Genomic DNA, 25067 nt, shown 5'->3' on the forward strand with positions numbered 1-25067 from the left:
TCGCTTTTCGCTGCTCGCGCGGCAGAGGCGCCACAGGGACCTGCTCAGCGGGCGCCGCGCACCAACCGACCGGGACGCGCGCCCGTGTCCACGCTGTCACGACGGGTCACGACGCCACTGACGATCGTCGCGCTGTAGCCGCTGGCGCCCTGAACGAGGCGCTGGCCGCCGGCTGGCAGGTCGTACGCCATTTTCGCCGGGTGCAAGGTCAGCGACGCCATATCGATGACGTTGATGTCGGCCTTCTTGCCGGTTTGAATGACGCCCCGATCGGTGAGCCCGAACAGTTGAGCCGTGTCGTGGGATTGCTTGCGCACCAAGTATTCCAGCGGCAGCTTCTCTCCGCGGTGGCGATCACGCGCCCAGTGCGTAAGCAAGAACGTCGGATACGACGCGTCGCAGATCATGCCGCAGTGCGCGCCGCCGTCAGACAACCCGACCACGCCGGCCGGATGCAGCAACATCTCCCGGATGGCGTCGTGGTTACCGTAGAAGTAGTTGTAGAACGGCAGCATCAGCATGGCCGTCGCGTTGTCCTCGAGCATCAGGTCATAGAGCGTCGACAACGGGTCTTCGCCACGGTCACTGGCGATGTTCTCGACGGTGCGTTCGACTGTCGGCTCGTAGTCCGGTGGATCGCCCAACGCATAGATGCGCCCGAGTGAGTACTGCACGAGCGCGAACATGTTGTCGAACAACACATTCGGGTCGGGCGGCAAGTCCTCTTCGGCCAGAATCGCGGACTTGACCGCCGGATCGGCCAGGCGCTGCGCCAACTCTTCCCGACTGCATTCGGCCTTCAGCCGGCGGAAGGTCGGCCGGTGGGTGAACGCGTGATGGCCCGGGAATCCGAACAGCATCCCGAATGGGCGCGCCGCGATCTGCGGGTACAGCTGGCTGCCCGCCGCATGCGCTTCGGCCGAGATGTCCAATTGTTCGCGCCACAGATCGGGCGCCGCGTCGACCTGGATCATCCCGAACGAGATCGGCCGGTCGATCTCCGCGGCGAGGCGCTTCATCCACTCCAATTCCTTCTTCGGCGCGATGATGTCCTCACCCGCGACGCCTTGGGGCGCCAACTCGAAGACCGCCCGCCCGCCTGCGGCCATGGCGCGACCGAGTCCGAACAGTTCGTCCTCGGCGGCGAAAGTTCCCGGCACCGGCTCGCCGTCGATGGCGCGGTGGCCCAGGGTCCGCGACGTCGAGAACCCCAGCGCGCCCGCCTCGATGCCTTCCTGCACCAGACGGGCCATGGCGGCGATGTCGTCGGGCGTGGCGGGCTCGTTTCGGGCGCCGCGCTCGCCCATTGCATACGCCCGAACCGCGCCGTGCGCGATCTGACTGCCGACGTCGATCGCGAATTCCTGCTTTCCGACGACGTCGAGATATTCGGGATAGCTCTCCCACCCCCACGAGATGCCCTCGGTGAGGGCGGTGCCGGGAATGTCCTCGACGCCTTCCATCAAGCCGATCAGCCAATCTTCCTTGCCCGGCCGCACCGGCGCGAACCCGACACCGCAGTTACCGGTGACGACGGTGGTCACTCCGTGGCCGCTGGAGGGCTCGAGCGTGCTATCCCAACTGACCTGACCGTCGTAGTGCGTGTGGATGTCGACGAAGCCGGGAGCGACGATCTTCCCGGTCGCGTCGATGGTCTCGGCGGCCGGGCCGTCCAGCGGCGGATCGCCCGGGCCGCGGCGACGGAGCTCGACGATCTTGCCGTCCTTGACGGCGACGTCGGCGTCGAACCGCGGCGCGCCCGTACCGTCGACGACGGTTCCTCCGGTGATCTTGAGGTCGTACACGATTGCTCCTCCGAATGCGGGTGCGGGCCGTTAGGATTCGCACTGTAACACCGTTACAGAGTAGTAGCGCCGACTTGGAGGGAACATTTCGTGACGCACACGCAGAGCGTTCGGCGCGAGGATGCGATCGGCACGCCGCCGGCGCGGCCGACCCTGGTGCCCGCCGAGCGGTACTACTCGCCGGCGTTCGCGCAACTCGAGGCCGAGCGGATGTGGCCGCGGGTCTGGCAGCTGGCCTGCACCATCGACCATGTCGCCGAGCCCGGCGACTACTTCGAATACCGGTGCGGGCGCTACTCGGTGCTCGTCGTGCGCGGCGACGACGGAACGTTGCGCGCCTTCCAGAACGTGTGTCGCCACCGCGGCAACTCAGTGTGCTCGGGCTCCGGTGCGGGCTTGCGCGAACTGCGGTGCGGATACCACGGGTGGACTTGGGATCTCGCCGGTGCCCTGCGGCGGGTGCCGAACCGCAAAGGCTTCGGCGCGCTGCGCATGGCTGACTTCCCGCTGGTGCCCGCCGCCGTCGACACGTGGGAACGGCTGGTCTTCATCAACCTCGATATCGATGCGATGCCACTGCTCGACTATCTGGAAGCGATACCTGGTGACGTCGAGTGGTGCGGGCTCGGCGACTTTCGTTGCTACGCCACCATGACGATCGAGGTCGACGCGAACTGGAAGACGATCGCCGACGGATACAGCGAGACCTACCACATCCAGACCCTGCATCCGGAACTGCACCGGTGCATGGACGATGTGTTTGCGCCGCAGACGATTTGGGGGCACACCGGTAAATCGGAACAGCTCTACGGCGTCCCGAGCCCACATCTCACCGAGCGGCTGACCGACAGGGACGTGTGGGACGCCTATGTCAGTACCCAGGGAGCGCTGATGGGCGTCGAAGAGGGCACCCCGCTGCCCGATGAGCGCGAACCCGGCGCGTCGGTGGCCGATGTCATCGCCGCGCGAACCCGCGCGTTCGCCGCCTCACGCGGCGTCGATCTCAGCTGGGCCACAACCGACCAGTTGATGCGTCTGCACCAGTACAACGTGTTCCCGAACATGACGCTGCTGATGAACGCCGACCATCTGACGGTGATGACGTCGCATCCGGGCCCCGACCCCGACCGCGGCGAGCTGGTGATGCTGTTGTGGACGCGGATGCCGCCGGGCGCCCCGCGCGCCAAGCCCGTCGATGTGCGCATGACCGCGGCCGAGGCGCACCCGGGACTAGTTCTCACTCAGGACATCTCGGTGCTGGCCGGACTCCAGCGGGGTCTGCATCAGCCCGGCTTCACCCACCTGACACTGTCCAGCGAGGAGCGTCGTTTGATCAACATGCACCGCAACCTGGAGCGCTACCTCGACCTGCCGCAGTCCGACCGGATGAGCGGGGGTGAACCCGTTGACCCGCCCGACCGGTAAGGAAGCGATCAGCGCGGCGGTGGTCCTCGACACGGCGGCGCGGATGCTAGAAACAGATGGCGTGCAGGCCTTCTCGATGCGTGGCTTGGCGGACGCCCTCGGCGTGGCGGTGACGTCGATCTACTGGCATGTCGGAGGACGGGACAAGCTGTTCGACAGCCTGGTGGACCGGCTGGTCGACGAGATGGCGCATCTCCCGGCCGAGGGCGACACCGCCGTCGACCGCATCGCCTCGCTTGCGCACGCTCAGCGGCGCGTGCTCATCGACCGGCAACACCTGCTTGCGATCGCACACGAGCGCGACAAGACGCCGCGATTGTTCCTGCCGGTTCAGCAGGCGTTGGCGACGCAGCTCGCCGAGGTGGGCGTCACGGGAACCGACGCCGCGCTGGTGCTGCGCTCGGTGGAGGTGCACGTCATATCGTCTGCGGTGATGCAGTTCTCGGCCGTGCGCGGCGAGAAGCACGACGAGGAGGACCCATCGCTGTGGACCGACGAATGGCCCGACCGGGCGCTGGTCGAGGCACTGCAATCGCCGACCGACTACGACGCCGTGTTCGCCTACGCGTTGGATGCGCTGCTGGCGCCGCTGCGGCGGACGAACTAGTTGATCCGACAGCGGGCGCAACCGGCCGTCGTATTGCCTGGCAATGCTATGGACGAGATTGCACTCAGGGCTGCGACGACCACCCACGACCCTCAGTGCAATCTCGACCGTAGGAGCCGCCGCACACTCGGCGCAGCTCTCCCCTGAACGCATTAGCGCGGCGGCTCGGCAGGCTCGTAGCGCAGCATCGTGACATCGTGTTCCGGGTAGTCGCAGAACACCGGCCGTACCCGCATGCCCACCTTCAGGTCCGCAGGGTCGACATTGACGAGCTCGGTCGAGAAGCGTGGTCCCTCATCCCATTCGACGATCGCGAGCAGTTGCGGTACCGCGTCGACGAAATGCGGCCCGACCGGGCGGCGCGCCACCGTGTAGGTGTAGAGCGTGCCCATGCCCGAGATCTCGCGCCACTCGAGATCGTCGGAGAGCGTGCGCGGGACCCGCACCCTCGGGTAGAAGACATAGGCGTCCGCTGACGGCGAGTACTGGATCACGATGCGGTGTCGCCTCAGCGCGTGCCAAAACGGCGCAGTGGTCGGCGTTTCGACCGGCATCGGTCTTTCGAAGGTGGTCATGGCTGTCAGTCTCCTTCGAGGATCAGCGCGGTCTGCTCGGACAGGATCCCACCGTTGCCCGTCACGAACGCGCGGTTGCAGTCGGTGACTTGCGCGGCGACGGCACGGCCCATGATCTGTCGGGTGGCGTCGCAGACATGGTGCATGCCACCCGCCAATCCCGCCTGACCGAAGCCGAGCTGGCCGCCCGCGGTGTTGAGTGGGAAATCGCCGCGGAACGTCAAGTCGTGGTCGGCGACGAACTGCATGCCCTTGCCCTTGTCACAGAAGCCGGCATCCTCCAGCGACAGCAGCACGGTAATCGTGTAGCAGTCGTAGATCGACACCATGTCCATGTCGTCGCGGGTGAGTTCGGTCATCGCGAAGGCGGTTTCAGCGGCTTCGACGATCGGGGTGTGCAGCAGGTCGGCGGCGTACGTCGGCGTCTTGAACGGCACGTGCTCGCCGAAGCCTTTGACCCACACCGGCCGGTTGCGGGCCCGCTTGGCGACGTCGGCGTTGGCGATCACCACCGCGGCGCCGCCGACGCATGGCATGACGATCTCGAGCATGTGCAGCGGGTCGGCGATCACCGGGCTGGCGAGCACGTCATCAACGGTGAGCGGCTTGTCTTTCCAGATCGCTCCGTCGGTGTGGTTGGCGTTGACCCGCTGGTCCACGACGATCTTGGCCATCGCCCGCTCGTCGTAGCCGTACACCGCGCCGTAGCGGGTGGCAACCTGACCGTATGGACCGTTCTGGCCCAGGTTGCCGTACGGGATCTCGAATTCGGCCTGTGGGGAACCGTACTGATTGCTCGACGACCCGAAGAACACGGCGTCCACCAACGGTTTCGGCTTCTTGTCCGACGTCGGCGTGATGTAGCGGGCAGGCAGCGCACACAGCACCACGTCACAAATGCCGAGTTCGACGGCGGCGGCCGCCCGCCACACCATGGCTGCGGCGCTGGCCCCGCCGAGATCCACGAGCTCCGCGAAGTTGGCGCCCACCCCGAGGTATTCGGCGATGGTCGAAGGCACGAAGATCTCCGACTCGGCCAGGTGCGAGGTGACGATGCCATTGACGAGTTCACCCGACAGCCCGGCATCAGCCAGTGCGGCGGCACCGAGTTCGGCCCACTGCTCGAGGGTGAACGGCGCGGGTCTACCACTTGCTGCAGCCTGATTCATCCGCTCGGGCGGTAGTTCGACAAATCCGACGATCGCTGCTTCGCCGCGTAATCCCATGTGCTGCCCTTCGATTAGTTACTTGCGCGGAAGACCGAGAATCATCTGAGCGATGATGTTCAGCTGAATTTCCTTGGTGCCTCCGCCGATCAGCTCCGCCGGCACGCGTAGATAAGGCTGCACAACGTCGGAGTCGATGGCCATCGCGAGCCGGCCCGTCGACCCCAGCGTGGCCGCAAATGTCCGGCGCAGAAGTACGTTCATCGCGACCTTGGCGATACTGGAGGCCGGCCCCGAGCCCTGCCCTTCGAGCAACCGGATGGTTTCCCGCACGCCCAGCGCCTTGATCGCGTTGGCGTACGCGTCCAGCTCGCCGAGTTCACGCACAACGTCGTCGCGCTCCTCTTCTGCGGCGAGCCGACGCAGCGGTGCCGCCCGGTCGTACTGGACGTAACCACTGATGGCCGAGCGCTCCTCGGCCATCGTGGCGATGGCCAGCGCCCATCCTCCGGTGGGTTCACCGAGCAACATCTCGTCGGGCACGAACACGTCGTCGAGAAAGACCTCGTTGAACTCCTGCTCGCCGCCGGCCTGCTTGATCGGCTGGACCTCGATACCCTCCGACCGCATGTCCACGATGAAGTAGCCGATACCGCGGTGCTTGGCGGCGGCCGGATCTGTTCGGGCCAACAGCGCTCCGAAGTCCGCCCGATGCGCTGACGACGTCCAGATCTTGTGTCCGCTGACCCGCCACCCGCCGTCGACCTTGGTCGCCCGCGTCGACAGCGCGGCGAGGTCCGAACCAGCTCCAGGCTCGCTGAACAGCTGGCACCATGCGAGTTCCCCGCGCTGTGTTGCCGGAATGAGCCGCTCCTGCAGAGCTTTTGACCCGGCCTTGATCAGTGACGGCAGGATCCACTCGGCGATGCCCAGGGACGGGCGCACCACGGCGGGACGCTTGCCGAATTCCTCGTCGATGATCAGCTGCTGAAGCGGGCTGGCGTCGATGCCCCACGGCGGCGGCCAGTGCGGTGCGATCAGCCCCGCCTCGGCGATCGCCGTCCGCTGCGGTCCGGCGGCGAAGTGCTCGTAGTCGCCCTGGCGTCCCGGCCTGTCATTGCGCAAGGCGGCGGCCGCGTCCAGCGTCGCGGCGACGCGGGCGCGGAACTCCGATTCGGCATCGCCCAGGTCGACCGAGAAGTCGCGCTGCTGCGTGGTGGTCACCTCGCCGAGTCGCCGGGCCCAGCGGCTTCTCGGCCCGATCGACGCGGCCAGGCTGGTGGCACGTCGCCAGTACAGGTGTAGGTCATGCTCCCACGTGAAACCGATCGCGCCGAACATGGTCAGCGTGTCGAGCGCGAGGTCCGGGCACGGCGCAACCGCCATCAGTGCTGCGCCGGCCGCGGCCACCCGATGCTGGTCGGGCGGTTCACCTGCCGCCCGAACGGCGTCCCACGTTGCGGCGCTGGCCAACTCGCTGTTGACCAACAGCATCGCCGCGTTGTGCTGGAGCGCCTGGAATGTTCCGATGAGCTTGCCGAACTGCTCGCGGGTGTGCAGGTGCGCGGTCGCGGCTTCCACGCACCACTGTGCAATTCCCGCGGCCATGCTCGCGGTCAGTGCGGTGGCGAGGTATTCGGCCCGCTCGGCGTCGATGCCGTGCAGAACTTCGGCCTGCTCGACCGGATATCCGGTGAGGCGCATCGCGCCGAGGTCGGTCAACAGATCGGTACCAGCGACTGATTCGACGACGACGGCCGAGTGTGCTGTATCGACGGCGGCCCAGATGGTGTTCCCGTCATCGGTGACAGCACACACCAAAGCAGTTGCAGCCGCGCATAAACCGGACACCAAGCCCGAGCTGCCGGAGACCAGCCACCGATCGCCGTCGCGGCCGGCGGTGAACTGCGAGTCCCGCGGCAGTACGACCACAGCCGCTACGCCCCCGGCCAACCGCCTCAGAAGCGCTTCTGCCGACGGCGACCGTTCGGCGAGCGACACGACCGCGCCCGTCGTCACCGTGGGCAACAGCGGGCCGGGCAGCGCCGCCTTGCCCGCCGCCTCGAGCACACAAGCCGCGTCCAGTAGCTCGCCGCCCTGACCTCCGTAGTGCTCCGGCAGGTGCACGGCGTGAAAACCGCTGGCACAGAATTCCTCCCACCACGGCGGAAGGTGGCCTTTCGCCAGCAGATCCAAGGCCTCGCGCGTGGCGGTTATCGGAGCCCGGCGTGCGGCGAACTGGCCGACCGAGGCGCTGAGTTCGCGTTGTTCAGGGGTGAGCGCCAGGGTCATCGGGCCGCCCTACTCGTGCGACGCGTTTTCGCCTCATGCACGCTCTCGAGGTCGAAGATGTCGCCGTGGTGAATCTCGATGGGTAGTCCGTCGATATCCCGCGTCGAACTGGTCGCTCGGATCCCAGGAATTCGCTGGCGCCGATCACGAGCTTCTTCATCCACTTCTCGCTCTTTCCGACAGTAGCGAGACGGACCGTCTCGTCTTGCCAAGATTAGGCGTTGCTGTCACCATCTGTAAAGCCGTCAGATGCGGAGTAAGCAATGACCACCCCAGTGAGCGCTCCCCGCCGGCGCAACGAGAAGTCGCGGCTGGCGATCGTCACCGCCACGAAGGAGATCCTGCTCGAGCGCGGATTCGACGGTCTGAGCATCGAGGCCGTCGCGGCGCGCGCGGGCGTCGGGAAACAGACGATCTACCGCTGGTGGCCCAGCCGACCGGCGCTGGTCTCCGACGTCCTGCTCGAAGACGCCGACAAGATCCTGCGGCCCGTCGACCACACCGACGACCTCATCGCCGACCTCACTCGATGGTCCAGCCGACTGGCGGCGACACTCACCACCGAACGGGGGAACGCCATGCTGCGCATCCTCACCGTGGCGGCGATGGAGCACGAGGACATCAAGGCCCGCATGCAAGTCGGATTCAGCGCACCCCTGCACGAGAGCGTCAATGCGCGGCTGTCGGCCGACGGCCTTGACACCGTCACCTCGCAAGCGGCGGCCGACGCCATCGTCGGCGGCATCGTCTACGGAATCCTCAGCGAGGGCCGCTCGTTCCGTCGGAGCCGAGCCGAGACCATCACCCGGACCGTCATCGCGGGCGCCGCGCTGTGAAGCCGTCTCCCGACGTGTTGCGCGTCGTCGGCACCGACGGGGTGACGATCGTCGCCGACCGTCTCGGCGACCCCGATGCGCCGGCGGCCGTCTTCCTGCACGGCGGCGGTCAGACGAGACGATCCTGGGGTCGCGCGGCGGCCGCGGTGGCCGAACGCGGTTGGCAAGCAGTCACTGTCGACTTCCGCGGTCACGGCGAGTCGGACTGGTCGGCCGACGGTGACTACCGCGTCACCACCTTCGCCGAGGACGTCGTCGAAGTGCTTCGGCGACTTCCCGATCGGCCCGTCATCGTCGGTGCCTCGCTCGGTGGATTCACAGCGATGCTGCTCGCCGGCGAACTGGTACCGGACGCCGTGCGCGCGATCGTGCTCGTCGACATCGTGCCGGACATGAACGAGTCCGGCGCGTCGCGCATCCACGACTTCATGGCCGAACGGATGACCTCCGGATTCGCGTCACTCGACGAGGTCGCCGACATGATCCAGCAGTACAACCCGCACCGCCCCCGACCAACCGATCTCGACGGGCTGCGCACCAACCTGCGCGAGCGCGACGGTCGCTGGTATTGGCATTGGGATCCGAAGTTCATCGACGGCACCGCGGCGCTGCCACCGATCGAGGTGACCGAGGTCGACAGGATGCACGCGGCGGTTGAAACGATTCTGCGCAACGGCATTCCGATGCTGCTGGTGCGGGGCCAGATGAGCGATCTCGTCACCCAGCAGCGCGCCGACGAGTTCCTCGCCCGGTTCCCCGCGGTCGAGTTCGTCGACGTCGGCGGAGCCGGGCACATGGTCGCCGGCGACCGCAACGACCTGTTCGCCGACGCGGTCGTCGACTTCCTCGCTCGTCACACCTGACGCACCGGGCCCGTCCTTTCCGGCCCTGCTGTGTTCACCGAAGCGGTGTATAACGCCTACTTACGGGTAATTGACTAAGGGTTAACAAGCGCGAGGAGTTCCGATGAACATCGTTTCCGCGGCCACCCGAGCAGTGACCAAGACGGCTGATGTGACGACTGCGGCGGCGGGAGCGATCGGCGGTGCCGCCGTCAGCGGCGCGGTCGGCGCCCTGCAGGGCGCGGCGTCCGGCGTCCGGACGGGCCTCGACAACGGCAGCCGGTCGTCGGCAGCGGCCGCACTCACCATCGGGGCCATTGGCGCCGTCGGGCTCGTCGAGTGGCCGGTACTGCTGACAGTCGGCGGTACCGCACTTGTGCTACATCAGCTTTCGCAACGCGCCGGCGGTTCCGGCGACGCCGAACCGGTTCTGCGCTCAGTTCCGTCCGCGACAGATGGCACGCGTAAAACCTCGGCTGCTTCGAAGACGAGCACCACCCGCAGGGCCACCAAGTCCAACACTCGTCGGTCGCGCCCGGCCAAGAAGGCGACGGCGGGGCGTCGCACGACCAAGAAGTGAGCCTTCTCGGAAGGTTGGTCGAAAGCGCCACGACGGTCGTCACCGCGCCGATCGGGTTGGCGGCCGAATCCGCACGGACCCTTGCCGGCGCCCTGCCGTCGCCCGAAGCCGTGACTGCGCTGGGAGTCGCCGTCAAAGAGCTCGCCGGGGGCCGGCCTAGCCGGCGGTGTTGGCGCAACGGCGACCGATGCTGGATCGAACTTCGCGGCCTGGACGGTGACAACGGCAAGGCGCTCGGTAGAGCGGTGCTCGATGCCATCCGCGCCGAGGACGGGGTGAGCAGCGTCGGCTTGAACCACGCCCTGTCCCGGGTGATCGTCACCGTCTCCGACCGTGGGCCGACGATGGAGCGGCTGTGCGGATTGGTCGCGGAGGTCGAGGGCGAGGTCGGCGCCGACGCCGACAGCCTGCCCACCGAGCTGCCCGCCGACGGCATCGTGTTGGCGGGCAAGGTCATCGCCGCGACCGCGAACGGCGTCGGTCTGTGTACCGCGGTGGCCGGCCGCGCGTTGATGTGGCCGGCGTTGCCGGCCGGTCTCGCGGCCGTGGTCACGCTCGTGGATTATCAGCCGCGGCTGCGGGAAGTCGTCGAACAACGTCTTGGCCGCAGCGCCGCCGATACCGCGATCGCGATCGCCGCCGCGGCGGTCTACACCGTGACGGAGGCCCCAACATCGTTGGCCGTCGAGACGGTCCGGCACCTCTACCAGCTCGGGGAGGCGCTGGCCGGCTCCCGCGCCTGGGAACGCCAGGAGCCGGCGATCGCCCGCTACGCGGACGATCCCGGTATCGGTGCACGTCTGCAGCGCCCCTGTCCCGCGCCGCCCGGCCCCGTCGAGCGACACGCTTACCGCAGCGGCATGGCGCAGGGACTGGCCGCGGCCGCCGTGGGCCTCTTCAGTCGCAATCTCAACACCGCCGCGACCGCAGCGGTGGTCTCCACGCCCAAAGCCGCGCGTAACGCCCGCGAGGGTTTCGCCGCTGCCCTTGCCCGCGGGCTGGCAGACAACCACAACATCATCGCGCTCGATCCGCAGGCGATTCGGCGCCTCGACCGCGTCGACGCCGTCGTCCTCGATCCCCAAATCCTGCTGACCGACGAACTGCGAATCGGTCGGCTGCGCGGCATCTCCGATCGCGACCGGGCCGCGGCGTGGCAGTGGGCTCGCGAGAGCCTCGAGCGGGGCGACTTGGGCGTCGGTTGGCAACGAGCACCTTTGCGCAATAACGGCAGCGCCAATGGTGGCGCAACGGCCGAGGTGCTGGTTCGGCACGTACATCACCCGTTGGCCGCGAGTGTGCTCGGCGAAGTTCGCCGAGCGGGCGCCGATCTGATCTCGGTGCAGAGCGACGAACTCGACGACCTACGACCATCTTTCGACGAGCTGTATCCGCTCGACGGTCCCGTCGACGCCGCGTTGCTGGGCGCCGTCATCGCGTTACAGCGTGAAGGCCGTACCGTCGCTGTCATTGCATCGCATGCGCCGCAGGCACTTTCGGCGGCAGACGTAGCGGTCGGGTTGATCCCCGGCGACGGTCCGCCCCCATGGCATGCCGATCTGCTCGCCCCCGACCTCGACGCCGTGTGGCGGGTCATGCACGCCCTGCCCGCCGCGCGCAGGGCGAGTAAGCGGGGCGTGGAACTCGCCACCAGCGCCTCCATGTTGGGCGCCCTGCTCATGATCCCCGGTGTGCGGGGCCGCGGGCCTGGACCGGTGACCGCAGGCGCCGCCGCCGGCTTGACCACCGGTCTCCTGCTCGCGCGGGGAGCACTCAACGATCAGACCCCGACTCCCGCCACCGTGCACGAGTGGCATGCGATGTCCCCCGATGAGGTCCGGGAGACCCTGCCGCAACCGAAGCGCGAAGCGGCTCGACGTAAGTCGCGAGTGGCATCTCTCGCCGGCACGTCGGCCGACGTGATTCCCCGAGTGGCCGGGCCGCCGCTTCGACTTGCCAGGGACTTGACGGTTTCGCTGCGCCAGGAGTTGTCGGACCCGTTGACACCGGTACTCGCCGTCGGCTCTGCGGCGAGCGCGCTGCTGGGATCGCCGATCGACGCGATCTTGGTGGGTTCGGTGCTGGCCGGCAACTCGCTTCTTGCTGCCTCACAACAAGTTCGGGCCGAACGGCTGCTGAGCCGCCTGCTGGCCGTACAGGTACCGCCGGCCCGGCTGGTCACCGGCGATGGCTACGAGACCATCGACGCGGCGCAATTGCGGCCCGGCGATCTGATCGAGGTCAGACCCGGCGAGGTGGTGCCGGCAGACGCGCGGATCGTCGAGGCGACCGACGCCGAGCTCGACGAGTCGTCGCTGACCGGTGAGTCGCTTCCGGTGCCGAAACGGGCCGCGGCCACACCGGGCGCCACGCTGGCCGAACGCAGCTGCATGCTGCACGCCAGCACGACGGTGGTCGCGGGAACGGCGGTGGCGATCGTCACCGCGGTCGGGGACCAAACGCAGGCGAGCCGGGCGGTGCACGTTCAGTCGGCGGAGAAGTCGGCGGTCGGCCTTCAGGCGCAACTGCGCGACCTGACCGATCGCGCGCTGCCGTTGAGCCTCGCCGGCGGAGCGCTCGTCAGCGGGCTCGGACTGCTGCGCATGGTGCCCCTTCGCCGAGCGGTCGCAAGCGGCGTCGCCGTCGCGGTGGCTGCGGTGCCGGAGGGCATGCCGCTGGTGGCCACGCTGGCGCAGCAGACGGCTGCCCGGCGGCTCACCAGGGCCGGCGTGCTTGTTCGGACTCCACGTTCCGTGGAGGCGCTGGGCCGCATCGATGTCGTCTGTTTCGACAAGACGGGAACGCTCAGCGAGAACCGGCTCCGAGTCACGCAGGTGCACCACGCCGACGGCCTCACACGGGAGCAAGTGCTCGATTGCGCGGCGCACGCCACTCCGGCGAAAAACGGCCATCGTCATGAACATGCCACGGACGCGGCCGTCGTCGAAGCGGCCGGTGACCCGTACCCACCGGATCCGGACACCACCTACCTGCCGTTCCGGTCGGGCCGGCCCTTCTCCGCTTCGCTCGTCGACAGCGAGCTGTCCATCAAGGGCGCCCCGGAGGTGGTCCTGGCCGCATGCACGGTTCTTGACCCGCAAGCCAAGCGCGGGGTGCATCAGATGGCGAAGGCGGGTCTGCGCGTCATCGCCGTGGCCCGTCGCTCATTGACAAGGCAGCAGGCGCAAAAAGCCCGGCGCAGCGATGAGGCACTGATCAATCTCTGCGACAAGGGTTTACAGTTCGTCGGACTACTGGGCCTGTCGGATACCCCGCGTGCGGAGTCGGCGTCGTTGTTGGCTGAGCTGCAGAAGCAGGATGTCGGGGTCCGGCTCATCACCGGCGACCATCCGGTCACAGCGACGGCGATCGCCGCCGAACTAGGGATGCCGGTGACGGCCGACCAGGTCATCAGCGGCGGGGACTGGGAAGCGCTCTCCCGGCGGGGCCAGGAGCGGGCGGTGCGCGACGGCTTGGTGTTCGCACGGATGACGCCCGAGCACAAAGTGCAGGTCGTGCAGACGCTGGAGCGCATCGGCCAGGTGTGCGCGATGGTCGGCGACGGCGCGAACGACGCGGCGGCGATCCGGGCAGCCACCGTCGGCATCGGAGTTGCTTCGAGGGGCAGTGATCCCGCACGTACTGCGGCGGACGTGATGCTGCTCGACGGGCGCATCGGCTCGCTGCTCGATGCCCTCGACGAGGGACGTCAGCTGTGGCGCCGCGTGCAGGCCGCGGTGTCCGTGTTGTTGGGCGGCAACGCCGGCGAGGTCGCGTTCTCCATCGTCGGTTCGGCACTGACTGGACGGTCCCCGCTGAACACCCGCCAGTTGCTGCTGGTGAACATGATGACCGATGCGCTGCCGGCGGCGGCCCTGGCCGTGAGCCCGGCGAGGTCCAACGGCGAGAACGGTCACGGTCCGAACCACGCCGCCATCTGGCGCACCGTGGCGATCAGGGGCACGACGACGGCGGCGGCCGCCACGTCGGCGTGGATGATGGCCGGCTTCGTGGTGGCGCCGCGTCGGGCCTCGACCGTGGCACTGGTGGCATTGGTGACGACGCAGTTGGGGCAGACGCTCATCGATTCGCACAGTCCGCTCGTGGTAGCGACCGCGGCCGGGTCTTTGGCGACGCTGGGCGTGCTCATCAGTACGCCGGGGGTCAGCCAGGTGCTCGGATGCACACCGCTGGGTCCGCTGGGTTGGGCCCAGGCGCTCGGCACCGCGGGCGTGGCGACCGCTGCTGCCGGATGCGCGCCCTGGGTGCTGCGCCGCGTTCAGTCCTCGATCTCGACGACGCCGATGCGCCACAGCACCGCATACAGTTCACGAAGCGGAATCGTCATCAGGCCGGAAACGACGGTCAACGGGTCCGAGGAGGTTTTCACACCGGTTGTGGACACGCCTCCGACGGTCCGCACATCGAGCGTCCAGACGTCGAACACGCCATGACGGGAGGTTAACGAATGGCCGAATCCTCACGAAACGCCGCAAGCCACCGCGACGCCGTCCAGCGAGTCCGTCACGCTCAGACGTTCTCGGTGGATTTGCCGATCGTCGGTCGGGTTCGCATCCCGCGACCCGAACAGCTCGCGTTCTACGGTGCGCTCGGAGCGCTCGCCGCAGTGGAAATCATCGAGTGGCCAGTCGCTTTGGCGTTGGCCGCCGGCCACGTACTTCTACAGAACGAACACAGCCGCGTGGCGCAGGAGATCGGCGAGGCCTTGGAGGACGTGTAGCCGACGGCGTGGACGTGCGGCAACCTTGCCGCCCGCCCGGCGTCCTCGTCGTGATGGGAATCATGTGGCCGCGGCTTGACCAATTAGCCGTACTAAGCGCACGATCACAGAGTGATCGCGTTGAGTGAACAGCAGATCCTCGAGCAGATTGCCGTCCGGCTCACCGGGACCTATCCCGGCGTCCCCGTCGACGCGGTATCGCGGCTCGTCCACGAACAGCACGCACGCTTCGAGGGCAGCCGCATCCGCGACTTCGTCCCGCTGTTCGTGGAGCGGCATGCGCGAGCCGAATTGAACAAGGTGAGCAGCTCCACCGCGGTGTAGCGTTCTGCGCGCCGAGTCGTCCAGGGCTCGCGTCTACCCCGCATACGTGAAAGGCCCGCATGGCAGACGAGAGGGTCGGCAGAGTCGCCGGCAAGGTCGCCTTCATCACCGGTGCAGCGCGTGGTCAGGGCCGCGAACACGCGATCCGGCTCGCCGAAGAAGGCGCCGACATCCTCGCGGTCGACGTGTGCGAGGACATCGACGCTGCCGGATATCCCGGACCCCGCGAGGCGGACCTGGACGAAACCGCTGCACTGGTCGAGAAGTCGGGACGGCGCACCGTGACCGCCAAGTCCGACGTGCGCGATCTCGCACGCCTCCGCGCGGCCGTCGACCGCGGCGTGCGCGAACTCGGCCCGCTCGACATCGTGGTGGCCAACGCCGGCATCAGTGCCAGCCCGGCCCCTGCGGCGATGATCGAGGAGTCCGCATGGCAGACAATGCTCGACATCAACGTGACCGGCGTCTGGCACACCGTGGCCGCGGCCTTACCGCACATGACCAACGGCGGCGGATCGATCATCCTCGTCAGCTCGATGTTGGGCCTGCGCGGCGGCGGCTACATGGCCCACTATGCGTCGGCGAAACACGCTGTGGTCGGTTTGATGAACTCGCTCGCCAATGAGCTTGCGCCACAGTGGATCAGGGTCAACTCGATTCATCCGGGCAACATTCTGACGCCGATGATCGACAACGACCACTTCCGTCGCACGGTGCGACCGGACCTCACCGATCCGACGATGCAGGACGCCACGCAGGTGATTGGTCACTTCCACCTGTTGCCGAAACCGGTGATCGAGGCACGCGCCGTGAGCAACGCCGTGCTGTTCCTGGCTTCCGACGAAGCGCAGTACATCACCGGGGCGGCGCTGCCCGTCGACGCCGGCGCGGTCGCGAGATTCTGACCTTGTCATCGGTATCTCCGCAGGCCTGACCGCGCTCTGGTCCTTCTACCGGGTCTTCTGGCTGTTCTACACGGCCGCGACGTTCTCCAGCGTCGGGTGGTCGCCGGTTTCGTTGATCGTCCCGCTCCTGCTGTGGGTCGTGTTCGGCACCGCCGCAGGGGTTGTGGCCGCCGCCTTTCTACTTCGCTACGCCAAGCAACCCTGAGCGCAACCGAACCGAAGGGGACGCAGCCATCGCCGCGTCCCCTTCGCGTGAGGAGACGCAAAATGTCCACTTATCAACGCATTTCGAGACATTTCACGTCTGCTCGGCGTCGCCGTCAGCACCTTCGCCGTCGTCGTGTCCGTCGTCGGGGATGAGGTAGCGCTGGGGGTGGTGGTAGTTGTTGATGCGGGCTTGGCCGGTGTCCAACTGTGGTGGTGGTAGCCATTCGGTGCGGCCGTCGTTGCGTTTTCGGGTGCGCCACCCCCCGGGTTTGACCCGCCGATTGTCGGGCCCACAGGCCAACGTCAGATCGGTGATGTCGGTCTTACCGTCATCAGCCCAGTCCGCGACCGCGTGATGCACCTGGCAGTGATAAGCCGGCGCAGTACATCCCGGCCGCGTACAGCCGCGGTCCTTGGCATACAGCACCAACCGTTGCCCGGGGGTGGCCAGGCGGTTGGCCCGCCCTAGATACAGCGGTTCTTCAGTGTGCTCGTCGAAGACCGCCAGATAGTGATAGGCCGCCGAGGCTTGACGGATCACCTCACTCATCGGCACCAAGCTGCCCCCGCCGGTGACGCCATGACCGGTTCCGGATTGCAACTCCCCCAGCGTGGTGGTGATGACCATCGTGGCGGGCAACCCGTTCTGGCTGCCCAGCGTCCCCGACGCCAACAACGCCCGACACATCGCATTGAGCGCATCATGATTGCGCTGCCCACGGGTGCGGGTATCGGACGACACCGCCTCCGGTGAGGGTTCGCCGTCCACACACGGAGTCTGGTCGGCGGGGTTGTTCATCCCCGGGGCGCCGGCTGTGGCGAGAACGGCTTCCAACGCCGCGCCGGTCGCCGGATCGAGCAGTCCATGCACTTCGCGCATACCGTCGCGCTGCTGACGCCCCAACCGCAGCCAGCGCTTACGCGCGCGCTCCTCGTCGGAGAAATCTCCGTCCGGATGCAGATAGGCGGCCAGACGCTCGCAGGCCTCGCGCAACTCCTCGGGAGTGAGCTTGGCAGCGATATCGGCCAGCTGCGCTTCGGCGGCCTCGCGCACGTCATAGGTCACCACCACGGGCAGCTTGTCGAAGAACTTGCCGATGATGCGCACATGCTCGACACCGATCTGCCCGCACGCCTGCGCAGCAGCAGTCCGAGTCAGCACCGGCTCAAGCACTTCACCGGTCATCGCGCGCCGCGGCGCCAACTCGCGCGCCTCACGCACCCGACGGTGGGCATCGGTCTTGGAGATCCGCAACAACACCACCAACGCCGAGGCCACACTGGGCTCACCCAACTCGGCGATCGGCGCGCGCTCGAGTTCGGCGACCAACCGATGCCCCACCGCCGCCTGCGCACGGGTGAACGTCTCCCACTGCGCCGCCACCGCAAACTGCTCGCTGGTACTCAACGACTCGAACGACTCGGCAAGCAGCGCGGCGAACTCGTCGGACATGTCCGCGATGCGCCTGCTGATCCGGTCGAACGACACACCCGAACACTAGTTCGAACCACCGACAAGCACTCCAAACCTTGTGACTGATGAAACCACTGTGTCGCAAGGGATTACGATGTCATGCCGATCCGTTGGCACGCCTCTGTAAACGCCACCATCCTGACGCACTACGGTTGTTCGATCGAAGCCGACCACGACAGATCAGGAGACCGTCGGAGATGACGATTCTGGACCACTTCCGACTCGACGACAAAGTCGTCGTCATCACCGGCGCATCGTCCGGCCTCGGCGTCTCGTTCGCCGAGGCCTGCGCCCAAGCCGGCGCCGATGTGGTGCTGGCCGCCCGGCGGATCGAAAAGCTCGATGCGACAGCCGAACTCGTCCGAACAGCCGGTCGGCGTTCGCTCAGCGTCCAGACCGACGTGGCGGATCCCGACCAGTGCGCCGCGCTCGTGGATGCGGCGATGCAGGAGTTCGGTCGTGTCGACGTCCTGGTCAACAACGCCGGGGTCGGAACCGCGGTACCCGCTGTCAAGGAGACTGCCGAAGAATTCCGCACGGTCATCGACGTCAACCTGAACGGCTCGTATTGGGCCGCACAAGCATGCGGGCGGGTGATGGCGCCGGGCAGTTCGATCATCAACGTCTCGAGTGTCTTGGGTCTCACCACCGCCGGGCTGCCCCAGGCGGCCTACAGCGCAAGCAAGGCCGCGGTCCTCGGGCTCACCCGCGACCTCGCCCAGCAGTGGGGCGGACGAAAAGGCATACGTGTCAACGCCCTGGCGCCAGGCTTCTTCAAATCCGAGATGACCGACGAGTATGCGCCGGGGTACCTGGATCGCACGGTGTCCAGCCGCGTGGTGTTCAACCGGGTCGGTGAGCCGCATGAACTGTCGGCGACGGTGGTTTGGCTCGCCTCAAACGCCAGTGGCTATGTCACCGGGCAAACCATCGTTGTCGACGGCGGTGTGACGATCACATAGCCGCACCTGCGCCGCTAACACTTCTCATTCGCTTTGGTCACGAACAGTGAACGCCCATCCCCGGCCGGCGATGAAGGTGATTTGATCGGGCCGGCGGCTCGATCAGACGCCGCCCCGGAAGGTTGCCTATGGGTTCGTTCGGACCGCCACATTCGATTGCTCTGCTGCTGGCGGTCGCCATTGTCGCCGCGCTCTGTGGGTTCACCGCTTCGGTTGCAGTGCGCCGTAACAAGCGACGCACGCGGAACGTCTTTCTCCTGGGCGCGCTTTGTGGATTCGTGGCGGGCGTGACACTGCGGAGGCGGGTCGGAGCCGGCAATGCCTTGAAGGCGGCCTTGCGTGGGTCCAAGGGCCACTGGCTGACTCAAGCCACGCTTGCGCTCTCGGCGGCATTCTTTCGCATCCGCTCCCACGGCCAGGTCATCAGTGCCCACACGATGAGGACGATCGTGACTTCGGCCAGCAGATACACCGGCCACGGACCCAAGACGTCCAACAAGGACGCGGTTGGAGGTTTTCTGTTGAGGTAGCCGTAATTGGTCCCGACGATCGCGTTGAAGACGAACGTCGAAGCCGCCCATATGAGGGTGATGACGACCACGAAACGGTAACTGCGCCAACGTGGACGCATGCGCCTCCCCCAAGTGAGGTAGATGGCGGCCCACACGGCGAATACGTGAAGCACGAAGAACGTGACGAACAGGTGGTGGGGAAAATCCGGCGCACCTTCTTCCGGTGTGCCCACGTCGGGTGTGATCAACGCCTGCGAGCTCAGGACCAGGCACCAGTAGTATGTGAGCGCGAACGCCCAATGCCGTTGCGACCAAAGCGCGTAGGCGGCCGTCAGTTCCGCGATGTCACACAGCTGGATCGGCACCGAGGTCTGGACATCTGGCCGGATCAGTTTGTAGACCAACGCCACCACGAAGGCTGCCAGGATCAGGAGCGCGAAGATCCGGCCGAACACCCGGGCCTGGGCCTCGGTCTGCCGGCGTCCGATCCACACCAGAAGCGCAGCGCCTATCGCGAAGACGGCGAGCACCACCAGATGCGACGGCCCATACGCCGTGAATTCACGTTCTGCGTGCAACATCCGAGACTCCGTCTTTCAGCGTGGCCTGGGGGCAGGCGGCGACGGTGTGGCTGGTGGCGTGCTGCCGTACAGGCCGAGGGTTTGCGCGGCAACGGTGGCGAGTTGGCCTTGCAGGTCCGAAACCGGTCGACTGCCGCGAATATGGATGGCGTTCGTGAGAAGAATGACGTAGGTGTTCGATCCCGGGTCCATCCATATGGAAGTTCCGGTGAATCCCGTGTGGCCGAAGCTACCGACCGGAAAGGCCAAGCCCCGCGGCCTGGAATGACCGGTGTCGATGTCCCAGCCGAAGCCTCGCAGGTCTTGTCCCATGATCGCCGGATACGGCTCGGCCACCGCTGAATTCGAGTTCGATGCCTCGAGCACGGCTCTGCGAGCGGCATCGTTCGCCGCTTCGAGTTGCTGAGCTTCATGGCCCGGCTGTTCGGGAGCGGTCATCAACTGCAGAGTCGCCTGCTTCAGCGGAAACTTGCTTGGGCGGCCCGCCAGCCGGTCGAGCAGAGCCTGCGCATAGATGCTCAGATCTCGCGCCGTCGAGAACACCCCGGCATGCCCGGCCACTCCACCCATGCGGCGCGCCGTCGGATCGTGAACGGTACCGCGTAGCAGGCGATTGATATCTGGATTCTTGCTCGGGTCGGCTCTGCTCTCCTCATCCAGTGCTGTCGGTGCGATACGCGACAAGAGGTCGGTGTTCCAGGTGCCCGCGGGACAAGCGGCTGGTCTGCGAGCGTCGGTCGCGGGCACCCATGCGATCGCGGCTCCTCTGATCTCGTGCGGGCCACATGCTTTGGCGGGGGGAAGGTAGCGCGAGTCATTCATGCCAAGCGGCACAAACACATTGCGCTGAACGAAAACGTCCTCCGACTCACCGGTGAGCTGTTCGATCAGCGCGCCCAAGAGAATGAAGTTGATGTCGGAGTAGCGAAACACCTCGCCGGGCACTGACTGCAGCGGTGTGGTGAGGGCACGACGGAGACCTTCCGATTTGTCGGCTCCATCCAGCCCCCACGGGTCTCGCAAATCGATATCCCCTGCAATGCCCGACGTGTGCGTGAGCAACATCCGAACCGTGACCTGTGCGCGCTGAGGATCGTTCGCCTCGTTGAAGCCGGGCAGATACGTCTGCACGGGCTCATCGAACCCGACCTTGCCTTGTTCGTAGAGCTGCATCACGGCAGTTGCCGTTGCGAGACATTTCGTCAATGAGGCGAGGTCGAAAATCGTGTCCTCGGTCATGGGCTCGGCAGGTGCGGGCGCTCCGTCCAGCCCCGGTTCCCCGGCGAGCTTGCGCGAGCCGTACGCCCGGTGCAAGACGAGCTTGCCGCCGTGCCCCACCGCCACCACGGCGCCCGGCATCCGGTGCGCGGCGACCGCGTTGTTCATCAGGACCGAAACTGCCGAGAAGTCCGGCGTGGGAACCGCAGCCGGCGTGGGCGACGGTCGCGTACTGATGACTGATGTCGAATGGTCATCGGTTGCGGCCGGAGGGTCTGAACGGCCGCACGCGGAAGGCGCTGCAGCGGTGAGCAGGACGGCTGCCACCACGATGGCCCTGCGCACAGATGAGCGACCGAACAGGGTGAGTCGGTCTGCTGACATGACCACCTTGTCGGTCGAATGTGCGTGCCACGACACCGCTACCAGCCTCGTGATTGCCCTCAGCATAGGGCGAAGCCAACCGCTTCAGAACCGAATCCGAACGGCGGCCCTCGGTGTTTCGTGCCCGCGCAGGAATCCGCCAACCCGCATCCGGGCAGCCACCGTGTTGTTACCATCGCGCCGTGCACGACTCCCCGGCGACACCTGGTCGCGGCGGAGGGCCGTCTCGTTCACGACGCGAAGTCCTCAAGTACGCCGTTTCCGCGCCTGCTCTGATACTTCTCGGGACGGTGGGAGCGGCCATTCGCGGGCCGGAGGCGTCCGCCGAATCCCTCAGGCTGGCCGATTTCGCGACGCGGCTGGCCCCGGCGGATCAGCTCAAGGCGGCCGGTTTCGACGGCGCCCTGGTTTACGTGTCCGAACTGCGGCCGGGTGCGGACTTCGACTTCAAACCCGTCAGCCGCGAGTATGCCGATTCGCTGCGTGCGGAGGGACTTCACGTCGTCAGCTGCTATCAGTACGGCAAGCCGGGTTGGCCGACACCGTCGGACTACACCCGCGGATACGAGGGCGGCGTGGCGGACGCCCAAACAGCGCTACGGCTGCACGGTGCCGCCGGAGGCCCGGATTCGGCGCCCATCTTCTTCAGCGTCGATGAGGACATCGACCGCGACACCTGGGACAGCGTTGCGGTCGAGTGGTACCGAGGGATCAATTCGGTGCTCGGCGCACATCGCACCGGCCTCTACGGGCACTCACGGGCGTGTTCTTGGGCGATCGAAGACGAGGTGATCGGGCGCTCGACCTCCGAGGGCCATTGGTGGGCCTGGCAGACGAAGGCGTGGTCTGCGGGTCAGCGGGAGCCCAGGGCGGTGCTCTATCAAGCTGTGGTGATCGGCCCGTCCGAGCCGGGTGTGCCCGTGGGCGACACCCACGTGGACGAGAACGAGGTCCTTGCGCCCGACTTCGGGCAGTGGGGTCTAGACAGAGCTTGACGAGGCAACGTCGGCCGTCGTCCGTGGAAGAGGTCCTGGCCAGCGCCGATGACCCTGCCCGCCGTCTGTCCGGCCACATTTTCGCCACATCGCGGTCAATAATCGGCGGGGGAACACTCGCGCCGGATTCCGATTTAATACTCTGCTGACATGCCGGAGCGTGTACCGGCCGGGGGGACGGTCGTAAAGCTGGGACTGTGCTGCCTGCTGGCTGGTGTGTTGGCGGCCGCCATGATGTTCCCCTTCGCCGGCGGGTTCGGGCTGCTGTCCAATCGCGCCTCGGACATCGTCGCCAATGGGTCGGCCCAGCTGGTGGAGGAAGACGTCCCGCAGGTGACGACGATGGTCGACGCCGCAGGCCGACCGATCGCCTGGCTGTACAGCCAGCGGCGGTTCGAGGTGGCGACCGATCAGATCGCCAACACGATGAAGCTGGCGATCGTGTCGATCGAGGACAAGCGCTTCGCCGAGCACGCCGGGGTGGACTGGCAGGGCACGCTGACCGGTTTGTCCGGCTATCTTTCCGGCAACCTCGACACCCGCGGCGGTTCGACCATCGAGCAGCAGTACGTCAAGAACTTCCAGTTGCTGGTGACGGCCCAGACGAACGCCGAGAGGCGCGCGGCGGTCGAGGTGACGCCCGCACGCAAGCTGCGCGAAATGCGGATGGCGCTGACGCTCGACAAGACGTTCACCAAAGCCGAGATCCTCACCCGCTACCTCAACCTCGTCGGCTTCGGCAACGGGGCGTTCGGAGTGCAGGATGCGTCCCAGACTTACTTCGGCATCAACGCGTCGCAGCTGAACTGGCAGCAGGCCGCGCTGCTGGCCGGCATGGTTCAATCGCCGACTTCGCTGGACCCTTACATCAATCCCCAAGGTGCGCTGCAGCGTCGCAATCTGGTGTTGGACACCATGATCCAGCACCTTCCTCAGCGCGCCGACGAGCTTCGCGCTGCCAAGTCGCAGCCGCTCGGTGTCCTGTCTGTGCCCAAGCAGCTGCCCGGCGGGTGCATCGCCGCAAAGGACCGCGGATTCTTCTGCGAGTACGTGCTGGCCTATCTCGCACGTGCCGGCATCAGCAAGGAGCAGGTTGCGCGCGGCGGGTACCTGATCCGCACCACGCTCGACCCCAAGGTCCAGGAGTCGGTCAAACGCGCGATCGACAAGGTCGCGAGCCCGACGCTGGAGGGCGTCGCCAGCGTGATGAGCGTCATCAAGCCGGGCAAGAAGTCACATCGCGTCCTGGCGATGGCCAGCAACCGGACGTACGGCCTCAACGACGACGCCGGCGAAACCGTGCAACCGCAGCCGTTCTCGCTCGTCGGCGACGGGGCGGGGTCCATCTTCAAGATCTTCACCACCGCCGCGGCCCTGGAGATGGGTCTGGGGATCAATGCCCAACTGGCCGTCCCAGGCTTCTTCCAAGCCAAAGGTCTGGGCAGCAGCGATACGCCGGGTTGTCCCAAGGAGACCTGGTGCGTGAGGAACGTCGGCAACTACCGCGGGTCGATGAACGTCACCGACGCACTGGCCAGCTCGCCCAATACCGCGTTCGCCAAGTTGATTCAACAAGTCGGCGTGCCCCGCGCGGTCGACATGGCCGTTCGGTTGGGGCTGCGCTCGTATGCCGTTCCGGGAACGGCGCGGGCATATGACCCGACGGGCAACGAGAGTCTGGCCGACTACATCAAGAAGCAGAACGCCGGGTCGTTCACCCTGGGACCGTTTCAGCTCAATGCACTCGAATTGTCCAACGTGGCAGCGACTTTGAGTTCTGGCGGGGTGTGGTGCCCACCGTCTCCGATCGACAAGATCGTCGACCGAGATGGCAACGAGGTCACGTTCACCGCCGAGAGTTGTGACCAAGCCGTGCCGGAGGGCCTGGCGAACACGCTGGCAAATGCGCTGAGCAAGGACGACAAGGGCGGCGGCACGGCGGCGGGCGCAGCCGCTTCGGTGGGCTGGGACCTGCCGCTGTCCGCCAAGACCGGCACCACCGAATCCCACCGGTCCTCCGGGTTCGTCGGCTTCACCAACCAGTACGCGGGAAGTGTGTACATCTTCGACGACTCCAACTCGCCGTCCGAGATCTGTTCGTTCCCACTACGCAAGTGCTCGAGCGGCGACCTGTACGGCGGTAACGAGCCGGCACGCACCTGGTTCGAGGCGATGAAGCCGATCGCCACCGATTTCGGTGAGGTGCGTCTTCCGCCGACCGATCCCCGTTACGTCGACGGCGGACCGGGTGGCGAGGTGCCCAACGTGTCGGGCATGAACGTCGAGACCGCCCGCCAGCGGCTGCGAGACGCCGGGTTCCAGGTCGCCGAAAAACCGACGCCGGTCAACAGCTACGCGTCGTACGGTGCGGTGGTGGGGACCACCCCGAGCGGTCAAACCATTCCGGGGTCCATCATCACCATCAACACCAGTAACGGGGTTGCACCCGCGCCGCCGCCGCGACGTGAAGAGCCACCGCCTCCGCCCGGTGCGCCGGGTGGCCCCCCGCCTCCTCCGGTGGATCCGATGATCGTGCAGATCCCGGGGTTGCCGCCGATCACCATGCCGATGATCGGCCCGCCGCCGCAGGGTCCGCCGCCCCCCGGACTACCTCCGCCGCCGCCACCACTGCCACC

General features: G+C 66.8%; 19 protein-coding genes and 2 pseudogenes. 12 read left to right on the forward strand and 9 right to left on the reverse strand.

The genetic code is table 11. From position 1 onward, the window contains the following. Window positions 1-44: 44 nt before the first annotated feature. Window positions 45-1805, reverse strand: coding sequence for an N-acyl-D-amino-acid deacylase family protein (locus tag AU188_RS04105; protein ID WP_059162445.1), 1761 nt, complete (start codon window positions 1803-1805; stop codon window positions 45-47). A gap of 90 nt (window positions 1806-1895) precedes the next feature. Between AU188_RS04105 and AU188_RS04110 the strand changes: the two genes are divergently transcribed. Both AU188_RS04110 and AU188_RS04115 read left to right on the forward strand, forming a co-directional pair. Then, a complete protein-coding gene (locus tag AU188_RS04110) occupies window positions 1896-3230 on the forward strand; it encodes an aromatic ring-hydroxylating oxygenase subunit alpha (RefSeq protein ID WP_059162446.1) in 1335 nt (444 codons plus the stop codon). Next, entirely contained in the window at window positions 3202-3837 is a 636-nt protein-coding gene (locus tag AU188_RS04115) for a TetR/AcrR family transcriptional regulator (protein ID WP_059162447.1), read from the forward strand. The genes AU188_RS04110 and AU188_RS04115 overlap by 29 nt, the downstream gene beginning before the upstream one ends. A 152-nt stretch (window positions 3838-3989) precedes the next feature. Here AU188_RS04115 and AU188_RS04120 read toward each other — a convergent pair whose 3' ends face one another. The 4 genes and pseudogenes from AU188_RS04120 to AU188_RS26030 all read right to left on the reverse strand — a co-directional run. Then, on the reverse strand, window positions 3990-4412 hold the full coding sequence (locus AU188_RS04120; RefSeq protein ID WP_059162448.1) for a Zn-ribbon domain-containing OB-fold protein: 423 nt from the start codon (window positions 4410-4412) through the stop codon (window positions 3990-3992). A 5-nt stretch (window positions 4413-4417) separates the two neighbouring features. Then, window positions 4418-5638 (reverse strand): thiolase family protein, encoded by a 1221-nt coding sequence (locus AU188_RS04125; RefSeq protein WP_059162449.1) that lies wholly within the window; start codon window positions 5636-5638, stop codon window positions 4418-4420. An 18-nt stretch (window positions 5639-5656) separates the two neighbouring features. Then, window positions 5657-7870 carry an acyl-CoA dehydrogenase family protein gene (locus AU188_RS04130; RefSeq protein WP_059162450.1) on the reverse strand — a complete coding sequence of 738 codons (2214 nt, stop codon included), beginning with the start codon at window positions 7868-7870 and terminating at the stop codon, window positions 5657-5659. 29 nt (window positions 7871-7899) lie between these two features. After that, window positions 7900-8030 (reverse strand): annotated as a pseudogene (locus AU188_RS26030) (NAD-dependent epimerase/dehydratase family protein); the annotation flags it as partial. Between the two features lie 103 nt (window positions 8031-8133). Here AU188_RS26030 and AU188_RS04135 point away from each other — a divergent pair. The 4 genes and pseudogenes from AU188_RS04135 to AU188_RS25935 form a co-directional block, all read left to right on the forward strand. Then, on the forward strand, window positions 8134-8706 hold the full coding sequence (locus AU188_RS04135) for a TetR/AcrR family transcriptional regulator (RefSeq protein WP_059162451.1): 573 nt from the start codon (window positions 8134-8136) through the stop codon (window positions 8704-8706). After that, the gene (locus AU188_RS04140; protein ID WP_082686472.1) at window positions 8703-9569 is read left to right on the forward strand and encodes an alpha/beta fold hydrolase; all 867 of its coding nucleotides are present in this window, start codon (window positions 8703-8705) and stop codon (window positions 9567-9569) included. The genes AU188_RS04135 and AU188_RS04140 overlap by 4 nt, the downstream gene beginning before the upstream one ends. Before the next feature lie 103 nt (window positions 9570-9672). After that, window positions 9673-10128, forward strand: coding sequence for a hypothetical protein (locus tag AU188_RS04145; protein WP_059162452.1), 456 nt, complete (start codon window positions 9673-9675; stop codon window positions 10126-10128). Window positions 10129-11948: 1820 nt separating this feature from the next. Beyond that, window positions 11949-14315, forward strand: a pseudogene (locus AU188_RS25935) (cation-translocating P-type ATPase); the annotation flags it as partial. Window positions 14316-14407: 92 nt separating this feature from the next. On the opposite strand, the gene AU188_RS25940 reads toward AU188_RS25935, so the two are convergent. Further along, window positions 14408-14476: an Rv1535 domain-containing protein gene (locus AU188_RS25940; RefSeq protein WP_353612108.1), complete on the reverse strand. Its 69-nt coding sequence runs from the start codon at window positions 14474-14476 to the stop codon at window positions 14408-14410. Between the two features lie 120 nt (window positions 14477-14596). Here AU188_RS25940 and AU188_RS04155 point away from each other — a divergent pair, with 120 nt between their 5' ends. From AU188_RS04155 to AU188_RS04165, 3 genes are all read left to right on the forward strand, one after another. After that, complete coding sequence (locus AU188_RS04155) at window positions 14597-14869, forward strand: hypothetical protein (RefSeq protein WP_059162454.1); 273 nt, start codon at window positions 14597-14599, stop codon at window positions 14867-14869. Between the two features lie 111 nt (window positions 14870-14980). Beyond that, complete coding sequence (locus AU188_RS04160) at window positions 14981-15193, forward strand: three-helix bundle dimerization domain-containing protein (protein WP_059162455.1); 213 nt, start codon at window positions 14981-14983, stop codon at window positions 15191-15193. Between the two features lie 59 nt (window positions 15194-15252). Beyond that, entirely contained in the window at window positions 15253-16098 is an 846-nt protein-coding gene (locus tag AU188_RS04165; protein ID WP_059162456.1) for a mycofactocin-coupled SDR family oxidoreductase, read from the forward strand. Window positions 16099-16396: 298 nt separating this feature from the next. Here AU188_RS04165 and AU188_RS04170 read toward each other — a convergent pair whose 3' ends face one another. Next, a complete protein-coding gene (locus AU188_RS04170; RefSeq protein ID WP_286137285.1) occupies window positions 16397-17794 on the reverse strand; it encodes an HNH endonuclease signature motif containing protein in 1398 nt (465 codons plus the stop codon). A 182-nt stretch (window positions 17795-17976) separates the two neighbouring features. On the opposite strand from AU188_RS04170, the gene AU188_RS04175 reads away from it, so the two are divergent. Beyond that, on the forward strand, window positions 17977-18741 hold the full coding sequence (locus AU188_RS04175; protein ID WP_059162457.1) for an SDR family NAD(P)-dependent oxidoreductase: 765 nt from the start codon (window positions 17977-17979) through the stop codon (window positions 18739-18741). A gap of 364 nt (window positions 18742-19105) precedes the next feature. Here the strand turns inward: AU188_RS04175 and AU188_RS04180 are convergent, their stop codons facing one another. Further along, window positions 19106-19834 carry a YwaF family protein gene (locus AU188_RS04180; RefSeq protein WP_059162458.1) on the reverse strand — a complete coding sequence of 243 codons (729 nt, stop codon included), beginning with the start codon at window positions 19832-19834 and terminating at the stop codon, window positions 19106-19108. A gap of 15 nt (window positions 19835-19849) precedes the next feature. After that, a complete protein-coding gene (locus AU188_RS04185; RefSeq protein WP_286137286.1) occupies window positions 19850-21220 on the reverse strand; it encodes a serine hydrolase domain-containing protein in 1371 nt (456 codons plus the stop codon). A gap of 398 nt (window positions 21221-21618) precedes the next feature. On the opposite strand from AU188_RS04185, the gene AU188_RS04190 reads away from it, so the two are divergent. After that, window positions 21619-22431 carry a DUF1906 domain-containing protein gene (locus tag AU188_RS04190; RefSeq protein ID WP_082686473.1) on the forward strand — a complete coding sequence of 271 codons (813 nt, stop codon included), beginning with the start codon at window positions 21619-21621 and terminating at the stop codon, window positions 22429-22431. 150 nt (window positions 22432-22581) lie between these two features. Then, window positions 22582-25067 (forward strand): penicillin-binding protein (locus tag AU188_RS04195; protein ID WP_059162484.1); only part of this gene is annotated, 2486 nt, incomplete at its 3' end.

It is taken from the genome of Mycobacterium sp. IS-3022, from assembly GCF_001500065.1.
Classification (GTDB): Bacteria; Actinomycetota; Actinomycetes; order Mycobacteriales; family Mycobacteriaceae; genus Mycobacterium.